This is a genomic window from Rhodococcus sp. KRD197, assembly GCF_017168235.1.
In the GTDB taxonomy this organism is placed as follows: Bacteria; Actinomycetota; Actinomycetes; order Mycobacteriales; family Mycobacteriaceae; genus Rhodococcoides.
Map to the genome: position 1 here is coordinate 23,582 of NZ_JABFAO010000014.1, position 19,557 is coordinate 43,138.

The 19,557-nt window shown below is 64.9% G+C and carries 21 protein-coding genes; 8 read left to right on the forward strand and 13 right to left on the reverse strand.

All coding sequences use genetic code 11. From position 1 onward, the window contains the following. Nucleotide 1: 1 nt before the first annotated feature. Nucleotides 2-1,069: an NlpC/P60 family protein gene (locus J1M86_RS26900; RefSeq protein WP_206511183.1), complete on the reverse strand. Its 1,068-nt coding sequence runs from the start codon at nucleotides 1,067-1,069 to the stop codon at nucleotides 2-4. Between the two features lie 281 nt (nucleotides 1,070-1,350). On the opposite strand from J1M86_RS26900, the gene J1M86_RS20235 reads away from it, so the two are divergent. Continuing rightward, nucleotides 1,351-1,854, forward strand: coding sequence for a hypothetical protein (locus tag J1M86_RS20235; RefSeq protein WP_176457804.1), 504 nt, complete (start codon nucleotides 1,351-1,353; stop codon nucleotides 1,852-1,854). A 16-nt stretch (nucleotides 1,855-1,870) separates the two neighbouring features. On the opposite strand, the gene J1M86_RS20240 is transcribed toward J1M86_RS20235, so the two are convergent. The 6 genes from J1M86_RS20240 to J1M86_RS20265 form a co-directional block, all read right to left on the reverse strand. Beyond that, complete coding sequence (locus J1M86_RS20240) at nucleotides 1,871-2,599, reverse strand: TVP38/TMEM64 family protein (RefSeq protein ID WP_045841173.1); 729 nt, start codon at nucleotides 2,597-2,599, stop codon at nucleotides 1,871-1,873. 86 nt (nucleotides 2,600-2,685) lie between these two features. Continuing rightward, nucleotides 2,686-3,024, reverse strand: coding sequence for a metal-sensitive transcriptional regulator (locus tag J1M86_RS20245; protein ID WP_032375786.1), 339 nt, complete (start codon nucleotides 3,022-3,024; stop codon nucleotides 2,686-2,688). 23 nt (nucleotides 3,025-3,047) lie between these two features. Beyond that, on the reverse strand, nucleotides 3,048-3,215 hold the full coding sequence (locus J1M86_RS20250; protein ID WP_155288777.1) for a hypothetical protein: 168 nt from the start codon (nucleotides 3,213-3,215) through the stop codon (nucleotides 3,048-3,050). A 108-nt stretch (nucleotides 3,216-3,323) separates the two neighbouring features. Further along, nucleotides 3,324-5,588: a cation-translocating P-type ATPase gene (locus J1M86_RS20255; RefSeq protein ID WP_032375703.1), complete on the reverse strand. Its 2,265-nt coding sequence runs from the start codon at nucleotides 5,586-5,588 to the stop codon at nucleotides 3,324-3,326. A gap of 29 nt (nucleotides 5,589-5,617) precedes the next feature. Beyond that, complete coding sequence (locus tag J1M86_RS20260; protein WP_032375704.1) at nucleotides 5,618-5,881, reverse strand: hypothetical protein; 264 nt, start codon at nucleotides 5,879-5,881, stop codon at nucleotides 5,618-5,620. Nucleotides 5,882-5,913: 32 nt separating this feature from the next. Then, nucleotides 5,914-6,117 carry a heavy-metal-associated domain-containing protein gene (locus J1M86_RS20265; protein WP_032375705.1) on the reverse strand — a complete coding sequence of 68 codons (204 nt, stop codon included), beginning with the start codon at nucleotides 6,115-6,117 and terminating at the stop codon, nucleotides 5,914-5,916. A 403-nt stretch (nucleotides 6,118-6,520) separates the two neighbouring features. On the opposite strand from J1M86_RS20265, the gene J1M86_RS20270 reads away from it, so the two are divergent. Continuing rightward, the gene (locus tag J1M86_RS20270) at nucleotides 6,521-6,760 is read left to right on the forward strand and encodes a DUF4396 domain-containing protein (protein WP_032375706.1); all 240 of its coding nucleotides are present in this window, start codon (nucleotides 6,521-6,523) and stop codon (nucleotides 6,758-6,760) included. Nucleotides 6,761-6,907: 147 nt separating this feature from the next. Here the strand turns inward: J1M86_RS20270 and J1M86_RS20275 are convergent, their stop codons facing one another. From J1M86_RS20275 to J1M86_RS20290, 4 genes are all read right to left on the reverse strand, one after another. Next, nucleotides 6,908-8,197, reverse strand: a complete 1,290-nt coding sequence (locus J1M86_RS20275) for an MFS transporter (protein ID WP_032375707.1) — start codon at nucleotides 8,195-8,197, stop codon at nucleotides 6,908-6,910. After that, complete coding sequence (locus J1M86_RS20280; protein ID WP_230558241.1) at nucleotides 8,194-9,273, reverse strand: PLP-dependent cysteine synthase family protein; 1,080 nt, start codon at nucleotides 9,271-9,273, stop codon at nucleotides 8,194-8,196. The genes J1M86_RS20275 and J1M86_RS20280 overlap by 4 nt, the downstream gene beginning before the upstream one ends. A 159-nt stretch (nucleotides 9,274-9,432) precedes the next feature. Further along, nucleotides 9,433-9,852 (reverse strand): hypothetical protein, encoded by a 420-nt coding sequence (locus tag J1M86_RS20285; RefSeq protein WP_230593569.1) that lies wholly within the window; start codon nucleotides 9,850-9,852, stop codon nucleotides 9,433-9,435. A gap of 46 nt (nucleotides 9,853-9,898) precedes the next feature. Then, nucleotides 9,899-10,258, reverse strand: a complete 360-nt coding sequence (locus J1M86_RS20290; RefSeq protein ID WP_206511184.1) for a hypothetical protein — start codon at nucleotides 10,256-10,258, stop codon at nucleotides 9,899-9,901. A gap of 83 nt (nucleotides 10,259-10,341) precedes the next feature. Here J1M86_RS20290 and lnt point away from each other — a divergent pair, with 83 nt between their 5' ends. Both lnt and J1M86_RS20300 read left to right on the forward strand, forming a co-directional pair. Beyond that, nucleotides 10,342-11,940: an apolipoprotein N-acyltransferase gene (lnt, locus tag J1M86_RS20295; RefSeq protein ID WP_080733460.1), complete on the forward strand. Its 1,599-nt coding sequence runs from the start codon at nucleotides 10,342-10,344 to the stop codon at nucleotides 11,938-11,940. 187 nt (nucleotides 11,941-12,127) lie between these two features. Beyond that, nucleotides 12,128-12,889, forward strand: coding sequence for a M23 family metallopeptidase (locus tag J1M86_RS20300; RefSeq protein WP_176460367.1), 762 nt, complete (start codon nucleotides 12,128-12,130; stop codon nucleotides 12,887-12,889). Between the two features lie 201 nt (nucleotides 12,890-13,090). Here the strand turns inward: J1M86_RS20300 and J1M86_RS20305 are convergent, their stop codons facing one another. After that, nucleotides 13,091-14,278, reverse strand: coding sequence for a M23 family metallopeptidase (locus J1M86_RS20305; RefSeq protein ID WP_230593571.1), 1,188 nt, complete (start codon nucleotides 14,276-14,278; stop codon nucleotides 13,091-13,093). A gap of 457 nt (nucleotides 14,279-14,735) precedes the next feature. Between J1M86_RS20305 and J1M86_RS20310 the strand changes: the two genes are divergently transcribed. The 4 genes from J1M86_RS20310 (at nucleotide 14,736) to J1M86_RS26905 (ending at nucleotide 18,396) form a co-directional block, all read left to right on the forward strand. Beyond that, nucleotides 14,736-15,362: a TlpA disulfide reductase family protein gene (locus tag J1M86_RS20310; RefSeq protein ID WP_032375710.1), complete on the forward strand. Its 627-nt coding sequence runs from the start codon at nucleotides 14,736-14,738 to the stop codon at nucleotides 15,360-15,362. A gap of 91 nt (nucleotides 15,363-15,453) precedes the next feature. Continuing rightward, the gene (locus tag J1M86_RS20315; protein ID WP_045841174.1) at nucleotides 15,454-16,959 is read left to right on the forward strand and encodes a multicopper oxidase family protein; all 1,506 of its coding nucleotides are present in this window, start codon (nucleotides 15,454-15,456) and stop codon (nucleotides 16,957-16,959) included. 121 nt (nucleotides 16,960-17,080) lie between these two features. Then, nucleotides 17,081-17,437 carry a BlaI/MecI/CopY family transcriptional regulator gene (locus J1M86_RS20320; protein WP_032375711.1) on the forward strand — a complete coding sequence of 119 codons (357 nt, stop codon included), beginning with the start codon at nucleotides 17,081-17,083 and terminating at the stop codon, nucleotides 17,435-17,437. Next, a complete protein-coding gene (locus J1M86_RS26905; protein ID WP_032375712.1) occupies nucleotides 17,434-18,396 on the forward strand; it encodes a M56 family metallopeptidase in 963 nt (320 codons plus the stop codon). Before J1M86_RS20320 ends, J1M86_RS26905 begins: the two co-directional genes overlap by 4 nt. Nucleotides 18,397-19,067: 671 nt before the next feature. Here the strand turns inward: J1M86_RS26905 and J1M86_RS20330 are convergent. Further along, on the reverse strand, nucleotides 19,068-19,544 hold the full coding sequence (locus J1M86_RS20330) for a rhodanese-like domain-containing protein (protein WP_231578189.1): 477 nt from the start codon (nucleotides 19,542-19,544) through the stop codon (nucleotides 19,068-19,070). Between the last annotated feature and the right edge of the window lie 13 nt (nucleotides 19,545-19,557).

Genomic DNA, 19,557 nt, shown 5'->3' on the forward strand with positions numbered 1-19,557 from the left:
ATCAGGTGGCGATGGGCCGGTTGATTGCGGTCACTTCATCCCAGGGAACGGGCGCGACTTTGACGACGTCGCCGCCGGTGGGGGCGTTGACGTATTTCCCGTCGCCGATGTAGATCCCGATGTGTCCGATCGGTGAGTAGAGAGAGATGAAGTCACCCGGTTGCACTGATTCGCGGGAGACAGGTGTGCCCGCTCGTGCTTGGTCTGCGGCCACGCGTGGAACGGTCAGTCCCAGTTGTTTGTAGGCGAAGTAGATCAGTCCGGAGCAATCGAAGGACCCCGGCCCGGTAGCTCCCCAGGAATAGGGTTTGCCGAGTTGGTCGAGGGCGATGCGCATCGCCTCCGCTGATGTTCCACTCGCAGCCGAGACGGCGGCGGGTAGCTCGGAAGGATTCGTGGTGCCGGGGCTGACGATGGCAGCTCGATCCGCATCGGTGAGGGCGGCGAATTGGTCGGTGATTTTGGCGATCTGATCGGCCAGGTCGGTCTGGCGTTGCTCGAGGTCGCGTTGTGTACGTGCGGCGTCCGCCTCGGCTACCGCAGCGGACGCCTGTGCTTGCCGGGCTTGTTCGAGCTGGTCTCGCGCTTCGTCGTCGATCTGTGTCGAGTCGGCGAGTGCAGCGGCTCGATCGGCGAGGATCCGGTCCAACAACACCATCTGATCGAGTAGTTGCTGTGGGCTGTCCGCGACCAGAACGGCCCCGAGAGGGGATTGCGGTACACCTTTGTACGCGGCGTCGACAGCTGTGGCCAGTGCTCGACGGTTGGCAGATGCGGCCACTTCGGCTTCCCGAGCCGCCGCCGAGGTCTCGTGGGCGAATTGAACTGCGGTACTCAGTTCGCCGCGGCGACGATCGAGGGTGTCCTGCGCGGCGTACATGCTCTCGGTGAGAGTGAAGGCGGTCGCATTGAGTTCAGCGAGTTGTCGTACGGCTTCGGATGCGTTCACCGGGGGTGCAGCAGGGTCCGCCGAAGCTGGAGCATTTACCGAAAATGCCGCGGCAACAACGATGATCGAGGCGATCAGGGTAGCGCGGACACGCCGCGTCGGGCCTGAAAAAGAATGCACAGAAGAAATCCTCTGGGGTCGGTGTGGGTTCCCTGCGTCACCAGCGAAGGAAACGGAGCGCGGCGAGAGCCGCATGGGACTGTGTCCGGCCTCGCCGGTCACCATTGTCGGGTATCGGCAGTCGTAGACGGTTCCTCACGGTCGGCTGAGGCTCGCGTCGACGCTCGACGCCTGTGCCGTATGGGCGGCGAGTCGGCGTCGATTGACGCCGACTCACCGCACCTGCAAACTACTATCATTCATAGTAGATGGTGGGGTGGTATCCGCTGACCGGGAGAGGGATGACGACTGTGACGATGCGTGACTGGCCGGCGCGGCGTTGGGTGGCCGCGTTACTGGGCGCGACGGTGGCCGCGCTGGTCGTGGCGATCCCCACCGGGATCATCCACACTGCGTTCTACGTTCGAATGACCCCGGTGTTGTGGTGGAACTATCCGGTGTGGATTGCCACCGCAGTTCTCAGTGGCCTCATTCTTGCGACATACGTGAGCACTGGGCTGGCGTCGTCGGTTTCTTCCCGTGTAGGGGTCAGTGCGAATGCGTTGTCGTTGTTGGCAGTCGGATGTCCGATATGCAACAAACTGGTAGTGGTGGCGGTCGGGGTGAGCGGTGCTCTGGATCTATGGGCACCCGTGCAGCCCGTGATCGGAGTGATGTCGGTGGGGGTGATGGTGTGGGCTCTTCGACTGCGAATCCGCGGGGAACGCGCGTGCCCTACTTCTCGCGTAGGTCAGGAGTTCGGCAACTCCGCTGGCTTTGGCGGTGCAGGCGCAGCAAAATTGTAGGATTTCTCGCCACGTCCTATCCGCGGTCCGGCAGCAACAGACGACGAAGGCGACCGCTTCTCGATGCGCCATCTGCGGTGTTGGGCTGTGCCTGCGACACCGGCAGGCGGGCGTCGGCCAGCAATCCTGCCACCCCGGCGGCCACGCAGGCCGACGTCACCACTATCAATGCCGGATTCGTTCGCCCGGTCAAAGCGTCCCCGAACAGCACCGCGGCGATCGTACCGGGCAGAATCCCCACGACAGTGGCCGTCGTGTAGGGCAGCAGGCGCACCGCGGAGAGTCCGGAGCAGTAGTTGACCAGGGCGAACGGTGCCGGGGCAATGAGCCGCAAGGACCCGACGGCCAGCCACCCCCGCCGAGCCAACCGGGCATCGATGGACTTGACCGCAGGATTCGTCAGCCGCTCCTGCACCGCGGTGCGCCCGAGCGCGCGCACCAGCAGCAACGCCAGCACAGCGCTGACAGTTGTGGCGGCGATCGTGACGGCGACCCCGGTGGCGGGACCGAACAACAGTCCGGCGCTGAGGGTGAACACCGTGCGCGGTACCGGGGCAATCGTCAACACCGCCTGGGTCAGAAAGAACACCACCACGAACGACGGGCCCATCGACTCCGCCCACTCGCGCACCACAATGATCGACGGGCGGGGTACGAGGGCGGCAGCCACTGCCAGTATTGCCAGCGCTGCCACGGTGGCGAGGACTCGGCGATCGCGCAGAATCGCCGATACGGTTTCGGTCATGACGGTCTCTGCCTGCGCCGCCTCGCCGAGGTTTCCGACAAGCACGCGGGAGTGGACGGCGAGGAATGGCTTCGCACTGCCGGTGCTCAGGAGCGGACGAGCCGTGAGATCGCGTCGGTGGCCTCTTTGATCTTCGCGTCGGCTTGGGGACCGCCGGCGATGGCGGCGTCGACCACGCAGTGGCTGATGTGAGCTTCGAGCAGGCCCATGGCCACCGCCTGCAAGGCTTTGGTCATCGCCGAGACCTGGGTGAGGATGTCGATGCAGTACTTGTCTTCCTCGACCATGCGCTGCAGTCCTCGGGCCTGGCCTTCGATGCGCTTGAGGCGTTTGAGGTAGGCGTCCTTTTCGGTGATGTAGCCGTGCGCGGCGTGATCATGGCCGTCGGTCTCGGCGGGTGCCTGCGCGGCCGCGGGAGTGGCCATGGTGTCCTCCTGGAATCCGAGTGTCATGCCGAGCATCCTCGATTATGCCCGCCCGGGGTATGGCGCGAGAGGGTCGGTCCGTCGAGTCGTCGCTGGGCCGCCGCCGCAGCGCACATCACCGCGCAGCGGGCCACCGCTCGGGTCGCCGGGTGCCGGGTGATCTGCACCAAGGTCGTTGTCACGAAGGACATGGCCCTCTCCTTTCGTAGGCTGCATCGGGGTTGTAGCGGTGGGGTGGGGTGGCGCGCCTGCATGCCACGCCCACCCCAGCCTTTTGGGTGCTTGTTCTACCCGCGCGGTTATCCGGTGAGGGACTTGAACCGGCGCAACCGCAAGCTGTTGCTGACCACGAACACCGACGAGAACGCCATCGCTGCACCGGCCAGCATCGGATTGAGCAGCCCGGCCGCAGCCAAGGGGAGGGCGGCCACGTTGTAGGCGAACGCCCAGAACAAGTTGCCCTTGATGGTGCCCAACGTTCGGCGGGACAGGCGGATAGCATCCGCTGCTGCGCGCAGATCACCGCGCACCAACGTCAGATCGCTGGCTTCGATCGCAACGTCGGTACCGGTGCCCATCGCCAGACCGAGGTCGGCCTGCGCCAACGCGGCGGCGTCGTTCACGCCGTCGCCGACCATCGCCACTACCTTGCCCTGCTCCTGCAGCCTTTTGACGACGTCCACCTTGTCTGCGGGCAGCACCTCCGCGATCACTTCGTGGATGCCGACCTGGTCGGCGATGGCACGCGCGGCGGCTGCGTTGTCGCCGGTGAGCATGATCGGCGTCAAACCCAGGCCCCGCAGCTGCTCGATCGCCTCGGCGGAGGTGGGTTTGACCGCGTCGGCGACGACCAGTACTCCGCGAGCCCGACCGTCCCAACCGACTGCGACGGCGGTCTTGCCCTCGGATTCGGCTGCACGCATCGCACTTTCGAGTTCGTCCGGCAGCTGCTGCGCCCGGTCGGCGAGGAGGCGGGCCCGTCCGACGATCATTGCGTGGTCGTCGACTATGCCCTGCACCCCGAGGCCTTCGATATTTATAAACTGCTCCACCGGTGGCAGGGCTCCGACCTTCTCGCGGGCACCTTTGGCGATGGCCTGGGCGATGGGGTGCTCGGACGAATCTTCGAGTGCACCGGCCAGGCGCAGCACCTGCGCGGTGTCCTCGCCGTCGGCGGTGATCACGTCGAGCAGAGTCATCTTGCCGGTGGTGACGGTGCCGGTCTTGTCGAGTACCACGGTGTCGACACGGCGGGTCGATTCGAGCACTTCGGGACCCTTGATCAGGATGCCGAGCTGAGCGCCGCGGCCGGTGCCGACCATCAGCGCGGTCGGGGTGGCCAGGCCGAGGGCACACGGGCAGGCGATGATCAGGACGGCGACGGCTGCGGTGAACGCGGCCGCGATCCCACCGCCGGTGCCGATCCAGAAGCCGAGTGTCGCCGCGGCAAGGGCGATCACGATCGGGACGAAGACTCCGGAGATCTTGTCGGCCAGACGCTGAGCTTGGGCTTTACCGGTCTGAGCGTCTTCGACGAGTTTCGCCATCTGTGCGAGCTGGGTGTCCGAGCCGATGCGGGTCGCCCGGACCACGATTCGGCCACCGACGTTGACCGTCGCGCCGACGACCAGATCATCGGGTCCTACCTCGACGGGCACGGATTCGCCGGTCAACATCGAATTGTCGACCGCGGAAGAGCCGTCGGCGACCACGCCGTCGGTGGCGATCTTCTCCCCGGGGCGGACGACGAACTCGTCACCGACGATGAGTTGATCGGTGGGGATGCGCTGTTCGACACCCTCGCGCAGGACGGAGACTTCCTTGGCACCGAGCTCGAGCAGGGCACGCAGGGCGGCACCGGCGCGTCGCTTGGAGCGTGCTTCGAAGTAGCGGCCGGCGAGGATGAAGGTGGTGACTCCGGCTGCGGCCTCGAGGTAGATGTTGCCGGCCCCGTCGGAGCGGGAGATGGTCAGCTCGAACGGGTGTGTCATGCCGGCCGTTCCGGCGGTGCCCCAGAACAGGGCATACAACGACCACCCCAGTGCTGCGATGGTGCCCATCGAGATCAGGGTGTCCATCGTTGAGGTGGCGTGCCGCAGATTGGTGAAGGCGGCCTTGTGGAACGGCCATGCCCCCCACACCACCACGGGTGCGGCGAGGGTCAGGGAAAGCCACTGCCAGTTGGTGAACTGCAGTACCGGAACCATGGCCATCGCGATCACCGGCACGCTGAGCACCAGCGATATGAGCAGGCGTTGGCGCAGCGAGGCGGTGGGGTCGATCTCGGCTGGCCCGGCCGCGTCGGGGTCGGTGGAGGAGGCGGCGGGCGCGGGGACCGTGGCGGTGTAGCCGGCCTGCTCGACGGTGCCCACGAGATCCTCGGTCGAGACATCACCGACGTAGTCGACGCGTGCTTTTTCGGTGGCGTAGTTCACCGTCGCGGTGACACCGTCGAGCTTGTTGAGCTTTTTCTCGATCCGGTTCGCGCAGGAGGCGCAGGTCATACCACTGATGTCGAGTTCGACCCGGCCGTCGGCGGTGGGGTGGTGCGTGACGGGATTCATCGTCGCTCCTCTCGGGGTGTGGTGGTGTGTCAGTGTCCGTGCCCGGCGGGCATCGGCTCCGAGGCGGCGGGCACCGCGGCGTATCTGCTGTCGGTGACCATCAATCCTCCAGGTCTCTGATTGGCGACGGGCCCGCCCGCAGTGGACACCGCGGCGGCGTCGTGAGTCGAGGTGTCGTGTGTGTCGGGTGGTGCGGCACCTTCGGGGCCGAAGGCGTCCCCGGCTCCGAAGGCGAGCCCGAAGACCGCGGCTAGGGCGATGGTGAATCCGACGAACTTCGATGATGCGTTCATCGTGCGAATCTCCTGTCCGGGTCTGGTGTCGATCAGGAGGCGAGCTGGTAGCCGGCCTCGTCGACTGCGTGGGCGATGGCCGTCTGCTCGATCGGGGTGTCCGAGTCGATATCGACTCGGCCGCTCGCGAGGTCGACATTCACGGCGGTCACACCGGGGATGCCGCTGATCTCCTCTCGGACCGAGGAGACGCAGTGCCCGCAGGTCATTCCGGTGACGGTGACGGTGGTGTTCATCGATGCCCTTCTTTCTTCGATTCGGAATGTGATCGAGGTCGTCGCGACCCACTTACAGATTTACCATACCCCCCTACGGTATGCAACGAGATGTGCCGCACCGGTGCTACGGCATGACCCTGGGCACTGACCGGAACACCGCCCTCGGATGCGGGAGCGGCACCCAGAATCGAACGTCGCACCAGAGCCTGCATCGGCGGGCGTCCTCGACTCCGGCTACTACGAACGCGGATTACGCGCGCGCAGAGATGCCCACAATCTTCTCGATGATGTCGCTTCCGTCCTTGCCGACGTCGAATCTCGTGCGGACAGAGTGTTCTTTGGGTGATGATCATCGTCATCGCCATACTGGCCACGATCATGCTCTTCGTATACGAGCGTTCGGCCATCACACCGGTAGTCGGTGCGCAGGCAATCCATTCGGCGTTCTGTCCTGGCTGCGGTCGGCGTCGCTGCGTTGACCGTACTGGCGTTCGACCTCGGGATGGGTGGTTGGATGCTGCTGCTGTACTACACCGAGACCATGCCACCGGCCACCGATGCTGCGTTCTGGATGCTCATGCAAATCGGTATCGTCCTCGGGGTGGTCACGGGTTACCCCGTCGTCCGTCGCCTCCAACGTCACCGCAGTACCCCCGCCTGAGGTGTGGGTGGCCCGCATTCGTGTGAATGCGGGCCACCGGTCGGTGGATAGTCGTGAACGGTGCCGCGTCGATACCCTCGTGTTCGGCAATCATCGTCGAGGTCTCGGGTGTGGGCAATGCAGGCCACTTCTCGGCGTGCACTGCCGCTAGCCGGTGGCCGGTACCTCGCCGCTTTCGGTCACCGTGGTCTCGGTGGGGGGTGGGGTGAGCCGGTCGGATCGATCGAGCGCATAGAGAGCGGCCACAGATGCCGCCCCGACCAGGGTCAGTATCGCCCAGATCAGTGCACCCAGATGCGCGTCGCTGAGAAGCCCGAAGACGGCTCCTGTACCCAGGTTGCCGAGCAGGATGCCGACCCCGACGATGGTGTTGTAGAACCCGTAATGGGTGGCCACCAGCTTCCCGCCCGACAGGGTCACCACCGTGTCCATCTCGAACGGAAACACCGCGGCGGTGCCGACCGCCAACAGTGCAGCGGTGAACACCAGGGCACCGGCGGCGGCCCACCCGCCCAGCGCGGCCGGGCTCGGCAGCACGATCAGCGGGAGGAACGCCAGCGCCATGATTGCCATACCGACCACCACGCTTCGCCCCGAACCCCACCTGCGGGACAACCAGGACGTGATCCGGAACTGCCCGGCGATCGCGACCACGCCGGAGACCACGAACAACGAGGTCACCAGAGCGGTGTCGGACCTGCCGTTACCGACTACCACCGCAGCCTGCAGCGGCAGCGCAAGATAGATCTGGAACGAAAGCACGTAGGATCCGATCATCGCCAGCGCGAACAGCACGAAGGGTCGGTTGGCCATCACCACCCGCCAGTCCTCGAGTACCGATGTCGTGGCCCCGGTCGTCTCGGCCCGGTGCGCGGGGAGCGTCCAAATCTGCACGATCGTCAGAACAGCAAAAATCGCGGCCGCTGCCAGTGAGGTGACTCGGAAGTCGAGGGTGGTCAGAGCGAGACCGATCAACGGGCCCAGCAGAATCCCGGCCTGATAGAACACGTTGAACACCGCGAACGCCTCGACCCGCCGTGGCCCTGCGTCGGCGGCCAGATACGCCCGCACGGCCGGGTTGAACAGCGCACCGGCGAACCCGGTCGCGGCCGAGGCGAGCAGGATCGCCGGCAGCGATTCCACGGCCGCGAGCAGTACGAAACCGGCAACTCGCAGCAGGCAGCCGGCGACGATCAGGGGTTTGTATCCGAGGCGGTCGGCGAGGGTGCCGCCGAGCAGGAACATCCCTTGCTGGGAGAAGTTCCGCATCCCCAGCACCAGCCCGACCGCCCACGCCGCCAGGCCCAGGGAACCGGCCAGATACCCGGCCAGGTACGGCATCAGCATGTAGAAACCGACGTTGATGGAGAACTGGTTGACCATCAACACCTGGCTGGGCCGGTCGAAGCTACGGAACTTGGTCAGAAAAGTTTTCATCGAACGCTCTCGGTGGGATCGACGACGGTGGGATCGACGACGGTGGCGCACCGCGTCCACGACGTCACAGTCTCATCGGTGGGGTGGGCGATGGTCGTCGGCTCGGTCGGCGGGTCAACGTCGAGCAGGCCGTGCTCGGTGCAGTAGTCGTCGTTGTAGATGGTGTCGAAGTAGCGCTGCGGTCCGTCGGGGAAGACGGCCGCGACCCGGGTCTCCGGCGGGCTGGTGCGAGCGATCCAGCCGGCCGCGAGGGCGACGGCCCCGACGCTCCAGCCGCCGCTGGCGTGGTGCGTCGCCGCCAGGGTGCGGCACGACCACACCGCTTCGTGCGGGGCCACCCAGTGCACCTCGTCGAAGGCGGGATAGTCGATGTTGTCGGGATAGATGCTCGAACCCAACCCGCGCATGAGCCGAGTGCTGGCGGGTTGCCCGAAGATCGTCGATCCGATGGTGTCGACACCGACCAGTTTCAGGTCGGGGCAGAACTGCCGGAGCACCCGGGCCACCCCGGCGGAGTGCCCTCCGGTGCCCACCGAGCAAACCAAGGTGTCGACGCGTCCGAGCTGGGCGATGAGTTCGTGAGCGAGCGACTCGTACGCCTCGACATTGTCCGGGTTGGTGTACTGATCCGGGCACCACGACCCTGGATGTGTATCGAGGAGCTCACGGACCTTCTCACGCCGGGCCTGCTGCCAGCCGCCGTCGGGGTGCGGTGTGGTGACCAGTTCGACGCGGGCACCGTACGCGGCGAGCATCCGGTGCACGATCGGTTCCAGTCCCGGGTCGGCGACGAGGGTGACGGGGTGGTGATGGGTGATCCCGGCCAGGGCCAGACCCAGGCCGAGGGTTCCGCTGGTGGATTCGATGATCATCGCGCCGGGAGCGAGGTCGCCGCGGGCCTTGGCTTTTTCGACCATGTGCAGCGCGGGGCGGTCTTTCATCCCACCGGGATTGCTGCCTTCGAGTTTCGCCCAGAAGCCGCGGCCGGAGTCCGCGAACGGTTCACCGATCCACAGAACGGGCGTGTTGCCGACCATTGTGCTCGGTTCCGGGCAGTTCTTGGCGGTCGCCAACATGTGGCCGGCGGAGGACGGTGGCACGAGTGTGGAGCGAACAGCACTGTTCATGATGAGTAGTCCCTGTATGTGATCTGCGAGGAGCGCAGTAAGTGAGTGATGGGCAGCACGAACTGGGCCATGAGAGGAGAAGTCCTCGGATGGCCCGCGGGCTGCTGATCAGCACCTGTTGATACAGAGTTCGTTCAAGACGGTTCGGCCGTGCCGGATCGGAATGGGTAGATCCGGTGGGGCTCGCGAAATGCGCGGGGCAGACATCGCCACCAACACCACAGCGAAGGCCATCGCTGCGACCGCGGCGATGGTCGATGGGCGGGGCGGGTTGTCGGATCGGGGCATTGCGATGACGGTGTTCGTATCGTGCGCCATGTGGGGCGATCCGTCGTCGATGTGCGCGTGGTTGGGGGAGAGTTCCGCGGCGGCCTGAGACGAGGACGAAACGATGTGTACGCCGTCGCTGTGATGGTCCTGTTCCCAGGCGATGCCGCATTGAGCGATGGTGTGAGCCAACAAATACAGGACAGCGGCGACTGCGATAACCGTCCGCAGGCGCGGCGGGCCCAGCGCAGAGATTCTCACAACGCCTCGACGGTAGCAGCCGGAAACTGGGTTGGCCCAAACCCATTCAGGGTGCCCCTGATGTGCCGCCGCCGAATCGGGCGGTCACACCGCCCGCCCGCAGGCACCACATGTTTCTGGTCACGTCGAACACGGCCAGGACGATCGGGGCGGTGATCATGATGGCCGCCAGAGCAGATGCACCCGCATATGTCGGCGTGCTGCGGCGCGGTAGAAGCCAGTCTCCATCCCGGGGTCCAGCACGCATCTTGTGCGAGCCGAGGGTGGTCCGTGCACCGGTCGATGCCCGGCCACGAAGGGCACCGCGAAGGACAAAGGGCACAGCGAAGGTGCGCGGTCGATATCCCGGGGTATGCATCGACGTCGCAGAGGCGCGGTGTCGGCGGGGGAGCCGGTCCGGGCTCACCGCTGTTACTACTATCGTGCATAGTAGTAACCGAGGGTGGTCAGGTGGCGCTATGCCGTACATGAGAAAAGAGCCATGCAGGCATGCTCGATATCGAGTCCAGCGCAACAACAGTGAACCGTCACCGACGAACCCGACGTCGCCGTGTGTTCACCGCGATAGCAGGCAGGTCATCGTGTGCGGTATCTGCTGGTGTGCTGTTGTACGCGGGCTTTCCACCTCGGTCGCTGTGGTTCCTCGCGCCGTTGGGTGTCGGGGTTCTTGTTCTCGTCATCCGCGGCCGTTCCATCCGGGCGGCGTTCTTCTACGGGTATCTGTCGGGATTGGCGTTCTTTCTGCCTCTGCTGCCCTGGGTGGGTGTCTACGTCGGTGCCCCGCCGTGGCTGGCGCTCGCGGCGATCCAAGCGATAGCAGTGGCACTGTTCTGCGCTGCAGCGGCCGCAGTGTCCGGGTTGCGCTTCGAACCGCTGTGGATCGCCGCGATCTGGACCGCCACCGAAGGTCTGCGCGCACGGATTCCGTTCGGGGGATTTCCGTGGGGGAAACTAGCTTTCGCCCAAGCAGACGGCCCTCTGCTCTCGCTTGCCGCGTTCGCCGGTGCGCCCGGTGTATCTTTTGCAGTCGCAGTGATCGGCGCGGCACTGGCCAGTGTGGTCCGCCAGGTACGCCCGCCGACGCCGCGATTCGCAGTCGGGTCGGTGGCCACTGTGGTGATCGTGCCGGCTCTGGCTTTCGCGCTCACTCCCGCTGACGATGCAGGCGCAGCGCGTGCGACGGTCGCCGTTGTTCAAGGCAACGTTCCGCGGTCGGGTCTGGACTTCAACTCGCAACGTCGAGCAGTTCTCGACAATCACATCGAGCGAACAATGCAGCTCGGGGACGACATCACCGCCGGCAGGGTGCCCGCTCCCGACCTGGTGATCTGGCCGGAGAATGCATCCGATATCGACCCACTGCGCAACGCCGACGCCACTGCCGGGATCGACGCTGCAGCGCGGTCGGTCGGGGTGCCGATTCTGGTCGGAGCTGTGCTCGGTAACGACGACGGCACCTCGATGAATACCTCGATCGTGTGGGATCCGGTACTCGGACCGGGGGAGCGACACGACAAACGCAAACTTGTTCCTTTCGGAGAGTATCTCCCGATGCGATCTGTGATGACGAGGTTGTCCTCCTACGCCTCGCAGGCCGGTAACTTCGTTCCCGGGTCGGGCGACGGTGTCGTCGATATCGCCGGAATTCCGACGGCCGTCGCCACCTGTTACGAGGTCGCGTTCGACGAGCTGGTCACCGACTCCGTGCGTGCGGGGGCGCAGCTGATCACGGTCCCCACCAACAATGCGACGTTCGGGCGCACCGATATGACCTACCAGCAGTTGGCGATGTCGCGGCTGCGGGCGGTCGAGCACAACAGGACTGTTCTCGTTGCGGCGACCAGTGGGGTCAGTGCCGTCATCGACCCACAGGGGAAGGTCGCAGATCGTTCGGGCTTGTTCGCTGCGCAGACGTTGGTCGCTGATGTTGCCCTGGAAACGAGATCGACGTGGGCGACAAAGCTGGGACCGCTTCCGGAGTACGCCGCGGTCGTTCTTGCTGTCGTGGGGTGTGCTCTCGCATGGAGAAGGCAGCGTTCGCCGGCCGATGGTCTCCGACCGTCGACGTCCGGTGCTACCGCGCTGTGAGGCACGAAACCACTGCGGGGGACATCGAACTACTAACCATGATAGTAATTACCCCACTCGTCGTGTATCTTTTCGTTATCGCGTCGTGATCCGTTCGATACATCAGTGAGGTGCGCACGTCGATGATTACGCCTCGCTCCATTCGATTACCGAGGACTCTGCTGTGGCACAACACCGTATGACCCGCATGACCGACCGACGTCGACAGTTGTCGGACTGTGACGTGCCGGGAGTGGCGGTGACGCCGAGAGGGCGGCATCGCGCTCGGGCGCGCGCCACCGAGCGCCGCGGCAGTGTCGCTGTCGGTATTGCGGTGGCAGCGGGCGCTCTGGTCACGGCGGGTGCCCAATATGCGAGTCCCGCCCAGGCGCAGGCAGTCCCCGTGCACGAAGCGACACCGATGCAGGACCCGGTGGCCGAATACTTGCCTCAGATCCTCGCCATACCGGAGATCTCCAATATCAACGATGCGATCGAGCAGTTGGCGAAGGGGCAACGAAGGGCAGAGGAGAGCGCTGCGCGTGATGCAGCGGCGCTGCGACCACTGTTCGTTCGTCCGGTCGCCGGGACCCTGACCTCGGATTTCGGTCCACGATGGGGGACTACGCACACCGGGCTCGACATCGCCAACGCTATCGGAACTCCCGTCTACGCGGCAGCCGACGCTACCGTGCTCGACTCCGGTCCTGCAGACGGTTTCGGCCTCTGGGTACGTCTTCAGCATGACGATGGAACGACAACGGTCTACGGGCACATCGATCAAACCTTGGTGACCGTGGGGCAACGAGTGCAAGCCGGTGAGCAGATCGCCACTGTCGGCAATCGTGGCCAATCGACCGGGCCTCACCTGCATTTCGAGGTCGTCGACGCGGCGGGGAGCAAGGTCGATCCTCAGGAGTGGCTCGCCTCTCGGGGTGTCGCGCTGTCCGACGCGGCTGTTCGGTCGTAGGCCCCCGTTTCACCTCTCGGGCTCGCAGTAGGTACGGCGAACTTACCGGAATGCGGGCGATCGTACTGCGCGCCCGCTGAACATGTCGAGGCACCGAGGGTTCAGGTCTGATGGTGAAAACGAGACCGCAGAGACGCATCCGAAGTCAGTGCAACAGTGCGGAATTCGTTCCCATCGGCGGGCCGTGCGGTCGAGGCTCGACTACGAGTCACGGTCCGAACCGGTGATGGTGGCTCCGCGTTCCGCGAGCCAAAGTCTGGGGTCGACCTTGTTGCCGGCGGGTGTGTCGACCTCGAAGTGCAGATGTGGACCGGTGGAGATACCCCGGTTTCCTACCGTCGCAATTTCTTCACCAGCAGTGACGCGTTGACCTACGGTCACGAGGTTGTCGTTGTTGTGCCCGTAGGTCGTTACGGTGCCGTCATCGTGGCGTATGCGCACCCAGAGTCCGAAGCCCTGGGCCGGTCCTGCGCTGATCACGTCGCCGTCCGCAACGGCGACGATCGGTGTACCGGTGGAGTTGGCGATGTCGATTCCTTGATGGGCGCGGCCGTCGCCGAAGGTCGAGGTCAACGTTCCTGTTGTCGGCGCACGATACTTTCCGTTGCTCGACCCTGTTGTGCCGGTAGGGGATTGCGGGGCGGCCGACGGATGATCGCCCGCCTCGGGTGTCGTGGTTTCGGGTGTCGTTGTTTCAGATGACGTGCCGGGTGCCGACGTTTCAGGCACAGTGGCGTCGGGTTCGAGCGCGGGCAGTTCGGGCGTCGACGGGTCGGCGGCCGACTCGGGGTCCTGAGTGTCCTGAGTGTCCTGAGTGTCCTGGGTGCCTTGGGCGGTCGGTTGTTCGGTCGAGGGCTCGGCGTTCGACCTGCCGGGTGGGACCGCCGCATGTCCGCGCGACGAGGTGTGCGGGGTGGCCGGATCGTGGGGAGTCTCGGCGGCCGCGAGTGTGGATGCAAGTGTGGCGACGTCCATCGACGACACCAGTCGGGGGAGAACTGTGGGGTCGATGTCGTCGATCGGCGCGAGACAGGGGATCAGTCGCGAAAGGGCTCCCGTTGGTCCGTCAGCTGTATCGGTGGCTCCGATCGTGCCCACGAGGCAGGAGACGATGCGGCTCTGTGGGCCGGCCAGGTCGTCGAGAGCGCCGTTGGCGCGAATCTCGCGTAGTGCGCCGACGACGAGATCGAGGACCTCCTGTTGGACGTGCGGGTCCGATTGGGCCTGCGCGGGGAAGGCAGGCGGCGGCGCAGCCGGATCGGCGTCCGGGGCTGCAGACGCCGTGGGTGCCAGCGCGAGGATGCCTCCCACGAACGCGGTACCGACGAGGATGCGAGTACCCCACCGAGTTCGGTGCGCCATGTACGAGGACGAGGGCAGAGGTCTCATGTCGGTGGTCCTCCTGGACGGCAACTGCATACCTGGCAGTAATTCAGGTCGCCTTCGAGTCAAGGCGACACGCCGCATCACTATTACACCCTTTCCGCACAAGCACCATCAGTCACAGTGAATTACATCGGTAACATTCGCACCCTGCGACCCATTTCGATCGTCGGGTTGTTTCTCGGGAGCCGAAGTTCATGTACGTAATATCTTCTGCGCCAGAAGGACTCGGCGTCGCTGGACGGCCTTCATCGTGCGCCTCGATGGGGACGGTCGTCTTCGGCGAACGGCCGGAGAGCTGTGTGCTGGCACTGTGAGGCCCGAGGGTGAAGGGGCCGCGAAAGCGTTGACGGCGTGCAGGATCCACGTTGCTACTATCGAAGATAGTAGATCGTGTAGTATGACGCTGACAGACCGGAAGACATCGTCGAGGTGAACGAGACAGAGGTGCAGGGTGCAGCGGGTGACGACACGCTGGTCCCTACTTGCGATCATCGTCATCGTGACAGTTGTTGGAGCGCTGGCATTGTGGTCTCGAGATCCCTCGACCCAGTCGGTGGGGTCCGCAGGATCGGCACCTCACGTCGAGGACGAGGATCTCCCGTCGGCAGTGATCGCTACCCGTGCTGCCCTCGAGCCGTGCCCGACCTCGTCGCCGGTTCCGTCCCCCGTAACTGGCGAGCTCGTCGGTACGTCCGCACGATGCTTGGGAACGTCGGACTTATCCGATCTGGGGACCTCCCTGGCTGGGCAACCCACATTGCTCAATGTCTGGGCGTCGTGGTGCGGTCCGTGTAGACAGGAGATTCCGGTTCTGGCCCAGTACGCCGCAGAACCGGATGCGGTTCGGGTCGTCGGTCTCAACGTCCAAGACGATGCCGATGCGGCATTGAGCCTGCTCACCGAGCTGGGAGTGCACTATCCCTCGTTCGATCAGGCCGACGCGGCGTTGCAGACACTTGACGCGCCCCCTGTCCTGCCCCTGAGTTTCTTGGTCCAGAGCGATGGAACGATCGAGCGCATCACCTCGACGCCGGTGTTCTACGACCCGAGTCAGGTGCGGGAGGCGGTAACAGCGCTTGTGCGCTGATCTCAGCACGAGCACGAGCACGAGCACCAGCACCAGCAACGCGGCGAGGATCGAACGCCCGCCGGCGGACGGACTTCTACAGAATTGGGAGATGTGTATGACCAGGCAGCGGGCAGGTGCGTTCTCGCTCACGCGCCGCAACTTTCTCGCGCTGAGCGCGGCCGGAACGAGTGCCGTCGTGTTGGCGGCATGCGGCAATGGCTCGTCCGCAGCGACAGTTGTCGGACCGGACTCCGATGTGGTGGGACAGGCCGAGGACGCGCGGCGCTCGGCCGTCGGCAGACAAGTCGATATTTCCTTGAGAGCTCAGTCGAGCACGATCGACCTCGGCGGAGTGCAGGTACAGACCTGGACTTTCGGCGACAGACTCCCCGGTGCCGAGATTCGCCTGAGCCGAGGTGATGTGTTGCGCGCACAGCTCGACAACCGCCTCGAGCAGGAGACGACGATCCATTGGCACGGAATCGCCTTGCGCAACGACATGGACGGAGTGCCGGGCCTGACTCAGCCGGCTGTGGCTTCCGGTGACTCGTTCGGCTACGACTTCACCGTGCCCGACGCGGGCACGTACTTCTTTCACCCTCACGTCGGTACCCAACTCGACAGAGGACTGTATGCACCGCTGATCGTCGAGGACCCCGCCGACGGCTCGGACTACGACCTCGAAGCCGTCCTGGTCCTGGACGACTGGCTCGACGGGGTAGCCGGCGACCCCGATCGAGAACTCGAACGGCTGCGCAGCGAGGGCATGTCGATGGGCGGCATGTCGATGAGCGCGCCCACCGCCCAGTCGCCTCTCGGTGGCGACACCGGCGACGTGAGCTACCCGTACTACCTGATCAACGGCAAGATCGCCGCCGACCCCATCGTGCTCGGCGGACGGCCGGGCCAGCGGCTGCGCCTGCGCATCATCAACGCAGCTGCCGACACGGCCTTCCGTTTCGCAGTGGGGGGGCATCCTCTCACTGTTACTCACAGCGACGGATTTCCGGTTCAGCCCGAGCAGGCGCAATGCTTGTTGATAGGGATGGGAGAGCGTTACGACGCAATCATCACCTTGCAGGACGGGGCGTTTCCGATTGTCGCCGCCGCGGAAGGTAAGGACGGGAGCGGGTTCGCTGTGTTGCGTACCGGGCCAGGCGCCGCGCCGCAGTCCTCAGTCCGGCCTGCCGAACTCTCTGCAGCCCCGGTGATGGCTGATCAACTGATGTCGCTCGATACGGTCCGCTTGTCCGCACGCGAGCCGGATCGCACGTACGACATCGCTCTCGGGATGGAGATGGGCGGGTACACCTGGACGCTCAACGGTGAGACGTACGAGCAGCACACCCCCCTCGACGTTCGCGAAGGCGAAAGAGTACGACTTCGCTTCGTCAACGCCACCACGATGTTTCATCCCATGCATCTGCACGGACACACCTTCGAGGTTGTCAACGGTGCCGGATCAGGCCCCCGGAAGGACACCTCGCTGGTCTTGCCGAACCAAACTGTCGAAGTCGACTTCGACACCGACAATCCCGGCCAGTGGCTTCTGCACTGCCACAACCTCTATCACGGGGAAGCGGGAATGATGACATCGGTGTCCTACCTGGCGTGAGCCTACGGCCGCATTCGTATTCGAGGCATGCAAACCTCTCGGACCAGGGTGCTCGCTACCGAAGGATCACGTGGCTGGCTCGTTCGACGGGATAGAGTGAACACGCGCCTAGGAGGCACTCATGCAGGGTTTGGGAGAGCTCGAAGCTCTGGTGATGGACGTGGTGTGGAATACCAGCGCCGCAGTCCGGGTTCGTGATGTCATCGATCAACTCGAGGACGGTCGAGAACCGGCGTACACCACGATTCAGACGGTGCTCGACAATTTGCACCGTAAAGGCTGGGTACACCGACAACGCAACGGACGGGCATATTGGTACGAAGCCACCCGAAGCAGGGAAGAAGCCGCCTCCGACGCCTTGCGAATACTTCTCGAATCGACCGGCGACCCGACGAGCGTGCTGCTGCACTTCGCCCGCGGCGCTTCCGATGACGAATCGAAGGTGCTCACCCGCGGTCTGAAAGAGCGTCAGAGGTGACTGCCGTACTCCTGTGGGCCCTCGGTGGGCTGTTGGTTGCGGCTGCCGCGCCATTGCTGATGAGGTCGATGATCGACAGAGGTATCGATGCGCACGTCACGCTCTTGACGTGGTCGGCGCTCGTTGTGGGCACCTTGGTCAGCATTGCGGTACCGGTCGTGCTCAGTGCGATCCCCAGTCATGGGGGCGTGACGACCCTGGTCGACATCGCACACCAATGCTGGCTCGCCCTTCAGGGCGACATACCTGCCCGCGTCGAGGCCATCGTCGGGGTTGTCGGGATTGCGATGTTGGGCTGCGGCGCAGTCCGCTGGATCGTCCACCTGAGGCGCGCAGTGTGTGAGCGACGGCGAGTGTACGAGCGGCACATCGATCTGCTGCGCATCATCGCTGGAGGCGTCGGGTTTTCCGGTTCGAATCAACCCGCGTCGACCTTGTGGCTTCCGTTGGACAGTCCTCTCGCGTACAGCGTCGCGGGACGACCGGCGATGGTCGTGGCCAGCGAGGGGCTGCGTACGCAGTTGACGCCTGCTGAAGTCGAGGCGGTCCTCGCACACGAACGTGCACACATCGATGGCCGGCATCATCTGCTCGTAGGCATTGCCGAGTCGGTGGCCTATGCGTTTCCGTGGCTACCGATCATGCGAGCGTCACCTTCGCTCGTGCGCGCTCTGGTCGAACTCGACGCGGACGCCCGCGCAGCCCGCTCGCACGGACGAGACCCCGTGCGGCGCGCTCTGACTTCGCTGCGCCCGCACCCTGTTCCTCTGCCCGCCCTCGGTATGGTTTCCGATGCCACCGTTGTGCGGCTCGATCGTCTCGCCGTGGACCGAGTGATCCCGCATGCTCCCCTCCGGTGGGCGCGGGCGTTCGTAGCGTGCACCGCCGTTGCCCTGCCTGCGTTACCAGTAGTGGCCCTGCTGGGGGCCATGACGTTGGCATCCTGCGCGGTGGGATGAAATGCCCCGCGCGGCACTACAGATCACGGGAGCGAGTCCGCAATACTCGCCCCTCGGCTTTCGGGTGCGGGAAGCGATCATCATGAGACCGACGAGCGCGAGGACCATCGCCATCGGATAGCCGACCGCGAGATCCTGCCATCCGGCGCTCGGAAGAAACCGAAGCTGCCCGAGATGAATTACGACGTGGGTCGCACCGATCACGACACCCGCCATCAGGGACCACCCAACCCCGACCTTGACGGCGGCGCTCACGCTTGTACGCCTCGGTGTAGGGGCCGCCCGCGTCTTCCGACGACCGGCCGTCTCGTTCTTCGCCTGACATCGCGCGCTGCCAGCACGTCCATACGTTGTCGATCGTGAGCGAGTCGGCCGACGGAGCCGAACCACCGCCGAGGAGAAGGCAACCTGGGGCGAGGGCACGCCTGCGCTGGTAGCACTGAGGGTGACAGCGGGCGAGGTTCTGATTCGCCGGTACAGGCCGGGGCCCGTTCGACGTCGTTTGCGCCCGCTGGCAAACCGATAGGTTCACTTCCCGGCAGTAGCGGGACCATCGGCGAAGTGTCCGGTCCCGACCTGGTAAACCCTGACCAAGACGATCTCGGCATTCGATTTCACCGGATCGGTTCTGGTGCTCGACCTTCGGGGGCGGTGGTGCGGAACGTGCGTGATCATTCTCCGATGGTTCGTCCGGTGTTTCGCCACGCGAGCATGCCGCCTTGTAGTTCGACGACATCGGTGTAGCCGAGAGAGGCCAGTTCTTTCGCAGCGGTGGCGCTCATTGTCCCGGTACGGCAGTAGATCGCCAGCGGCGTGGTCCGGTCGGGCGGCAACGTCGCGGCCTGTTGTCGGATCTGGTCGAAGGGAAGGCTCGAGTCGGTTCCCGGGAGCTGGCCCTCGTCGGGGGTATGGACGTTGATCGTGACTCGGGCGGGATCGGCGATTGCGGCGGCGAAGTCAGCGGGATCGAGCAGTTCCGCCCGTGTAGCAACGGGCATCGACGCGGTGGGCTCAGAGACCTCGCCGCCGGTACATCCAGCGAGTGCAAGGACGAGGACAGTCAGTATCGATGCCGGACTACGGAGCGTCGATCGGGACACCGAATGCGGTGCCATCGCATCGAGGTGATCACCGAAAGGCACACGCATAAAAATACGTTCG